Genomic DNA, 3,480 nt, shown 5'->3' with positions numbered 1-3,480 from the left:
CCGTTTCCGAACGGCTGAAATGGAGGCTGCTTGCATCCAACAAAACTAACTCAAACAGCTTCTAAAGGTCACGGCCGTGGCCCCGTCCAGGTTGGTGCCCGTCACGGTCACGACCGTGCCGGCCGGCCCGCCGGCCGGCGTGAAGCCGCTGATAACCGGCACCGGGCAGGTGACGGGGAAGAAATACACCCCGGCATTGGTCAGCCGGATGCCCTGCGCCACGGTTGGCAGCGTCATGCGCAGGCGCACCCCGCGCACGTTGTTCTGCACCGTGGCCAGGGTGCGCGTCACGTTGATGGACGATGTTTGGTTGGCCGGCAGGGTGGCGACGTAGGTGTCCACCACCGTCCAGGTGCTCAGGTTAAGCGACGTTTCCACGAACACCGTGTAGTTCACGGCCGTGCCGTTCACGTTCTGCAAGGCGTACTGCACTTCCGAGATGGTGCGCAGCGTGGTAGCTCCCAGGTCTACCTGGGCGTGGAAGTTATTGAGGAAAGTGGAAGAGCCGCCGGTCACGGCCGAGCCGTTATACATCTGCTCCACGGCCGTAGCCGTAATGCCGCTGCCGGTGTAGCTGGCCGCGGGCTGGCCGGCGGCGAAGTTTGGCGAGTTGTTGCAGCCGCTCTTGGCGAAGGCCCGGCTCAGCACCTGGCTCCACCGGCCGCTGGCGTTACGTACCCGCACAAACAGGCGGTGCTGGCCGGTGGCCAGGGCGCTGGCATCGGCCAGCAGGTTGAGGTTGGTGAGGGTGGTGGCCGGCGTGGCAATGGGCACATCGGAGCCCAGGCCGTAGCCGGGGTCGGTGTCGAAGTAGTACTCGGCCTTGTTCAGGTTGGGGATGGCGGCCACCGTAGGGTCGTCCACGTAGAACGCCCGGTTCTGGGTCTGGCTGTACTTGCCGGCCACGTCGCGCACCCGATAATACAAGGTGTGGAAGCCCACCGCCAGCGAGCCCAGGCCCACCGTGAAGGCGACGCCCGTGGCATTGGTGCCGCCGCCCGTGATGGCCGCGCTGCTGCCCTGCCCGTAGCCGGGGTCGGTGTCGACGAAATATTCCACGGCCGCCAGGTTGGCGGGCGGCGCGTTCGTAGCCACGGGCTCCACGTAGAAAATCTGGCGGTAGGTCTGGCTCCAGCCGCCGTTGGCATCGCGCGAGCGAACGGATAAGGAGTGGAAGCCCGGCGCCACGCTGCCCAGGCCGGCCGTGAAAGCCACGCCCGCCGCGTTGGTACCGCCGCCCGTGATGGCGATGACCGTGCCCTGACCATAGCCGGGGTCGGTGTCAATGAAGTACTCGGCGCCCGCCAGGGCCGGTACCGCAGCCGTGCTCGTGGCCGGCTCCACGTAGAAAATCTGGCGGTAGGTCTGGCTCCAGCCGCCGTTGGCATCGCGCGAGCGAACGGACAAGGAATGGAAACCCGGGCTTACGCTGCCCAGGCTAGCCGTGAAAGCTACCCCGGCCGCGTTCGTGCCGCCGCCCGTGATGGCAATGACTGTTCCCAAGCCGTAGCCGGGGTCGGTGTCGATGAAGTACTCGGCGCCCGCCAGGCCCGGCGCGGCGGCCGTGCTCGAGGCCGGCTCCTTGTACAGAATCTGGCGGTGGGTCTGGCTCCAGTTGTTGGCCCCCGCCCGCGAGCGGATGCCCAGGGAATGAAAGCCCGGCGTAACCGCAGCCAGGCTCAGCGAAAAGGGCAGCGCGGCCAGGTTAGTGCCCGGCGTGGTGGGCAGCGTTACGGCCGTACCCAGGCCAAAGCCGGGGTCGGAGTCGAGGAAATATTCCACCCGGTCGAAAGCGGGCGCGGTTTGGGCGTAGAGCGTGGGCGAGAACATCGCCCCCACCGCCGCCAGCAGCAGCCCCAGTCCTAGCCGGAGGTGCCGTGTCATGCGCAGGAAGTCCATATCAGACCGCAGAAAGCGCCCGCAAAGGCGCCGCCCGCTTTAGTTGTTGGACCGCGTGCTGATGGTGCCGTTCAGGCTGTTGCCCGACACCGATTGGTTGAACTGGTAAATCGAGGGCACGTTGGGAATGCCTGCGATGCGGTAAGGAATGGTACCGCCAAAGGCACCCACGTCCACCCCGCTCTCGCCCGTGCCGATGGCCGGGCTGCCCGTGCGCAGCTGAAACGCGCCGTCGGTCGAGGCCGTGCCGCCCACGAAGATGGCCGACGGGGCAATGTTCTGCTGGTTGCCGTTGGCCGTGCCGAAAGCGGCGTTCCCGCTGATGTTGTTGCTGAAGGCGTTGCTACGCGGGGTGAAGTTGTTACCCGTGCCGCTGGTTGGCGTCAGGATATTGTTCTTGATGACGGCGTTATCCACGTCAAGGCCGCCGCTAGTACCGGCCAAATTACCCAGGACATTATTGGAAATAAGAATGCTGCCGAGGCGTGTATAGTTGCCCGTAGCAGTGCTTATGCCGGTGGTGATGATGTTGCCGTTGACGATAACGTTATTGATAGCGGTGGCCGCCGTGCTGCCAGGAAAAAAGAATAATGGGTTGCCACCACCCGTAATGTAATTTTGGCGAACGAGGACGTTGCTCACGCCCACGGAGCCGATGGCGGGGTTATACCCTATGTAAAAGGTGGAAGTAATCTGGTTTCGCTCCACCGTAATGTTGCTGGCCCCGATGTTCATCCCGGCAATGACGCAGCCGGTGATGCGCGAGCCGGCGCTGCCGTTGGCGAACGTCACGGTGCCCGTCTCGGAGGTTTGCAGGGCCAATTGCAGGCCCGGGTTCTCGTTCAGGAAGTAGCCGTTGCCGATGATGGTGAGGGGACGAACGCAGATGAGGGGACCGTAGGAATTCGAAGTGGGCTCCAGGTAGATGATGTCGTTGGCGCTGGCCGCGTCGTGGGCGGCCTGCAGGGTGGTGTAGATGTTGACCCCGGCGATGGTGAGGCCGGAGTTGTTGCAGCGGCGGATGGTCTGGGCCTGGGCCGAGAAGGCCGTGGCGGCGATGAGCAACAGGAGAAGCAGGGAAGTGGAAAGGTTTTTCATGGCAGCGGGTAGTAAGTGATGAAGAGTAAAGCCGAAAGAGTACCGGGTAAGGAGGGCCATCAGCGCCGGCGCAGGCGGCGCAGGCGGCGCAGGCCGTACGCTGCGCCCGCCGCCAGCAGCAGGGAAACCCCGCCATCAATAGGCACATTCACTGCCGCGGGCCCGCCGTTACCGGGGCCCTGGGCCCGGGCCAGGCCGGCCGCGCCCAGGCAGAAGGAGGCCAGCACCACAACTCGTCGGCACTGTTGGATAAACTGCGGGAGCAGTAGCTGATTTCTCATGCGGGGCAGAGGAATAGGTGAAAAAGTGGGTTACGGGCGTGCCGCGCTCCTTTACCGGGAGGGGCGAGGGTTTTTGATTATGTATGATTTTTGTGACATCAAATTGCATTGTTGATGACAAGGGTGCAATCAGTGGTAGTGGTTGAAAAACATTAAGTGGTCGTATTCGTTTGGGATTGAAACGCTTTCTCAATATGACCCT

The 3,480-nt window shown here is 63.6% G+C and carries 3 protein-coding genes; all 3 read right to left on the bottom strand.

What is annotated here, in order from left to right:
- Window positions 1-45 precede the first annotated feature (45 nt).
- The 3 genes from ABD833_RS19000 to ABD833_RS18990 are packed head-to-tail and all read right to left on the bottom strand — an operon-like array spanning window position 46 to window position 3,278.
- Complete coding sequence (locus ABD833_RS19000) at window positions 46-1,884, bottom strand: hypothetical protein (protein WP_345075172.1); 1,839 nt, start codon at window positions 1,882-1,884, stop codon at window positions 46-48.
- Between the two features lie 54 nt (window positions 1,885-1,938).
- On the bottom strand, window positions 1,939-2,997 hold the full coding sequence (locus ABD833_RS18995) for a right-handed parallel beta-helix repeat-containing protein (RefSeq protein WP_345075171.1): 1,059 nt from the start codon (window positions 2,995-2,997) through the stop codon (window positions 1,939-1,941).
- Between the two features lie 59 nt (window positions 2,998-3,056).
- Window positions 3,057-3,278 carry a PID-CTERM protein-sorting domain-containing protein gene (locus ABD833_RS18990; protein WP_345075170.1) on the bottom strand — a complete coding sequence of 74 codons (222 nt, stop codon included), beginning with the start codon at window positions 3,276-3,278 and terminating at the stop codon, window positions 3,057-3,059.
- Window positions 3,279-3,480 lie beyond the last annotated feature (202 nt).

This window comes from Hymenobacter fastidiosus (genome assembly GCF_039539565.1).
Classification (GTDB): domain Bacteria; phylum Bacteroidota; class Bacteroidia; order Cytophagales; family Hymenobacteraceae; genus Hymenobacter; species Hymenobacter fastidiosus.
The sequence above is the reverse complement of the archived record's forward strand: the minus strand, read 5'-3'. Positions and strand labels throughout refer to the sequence as shown.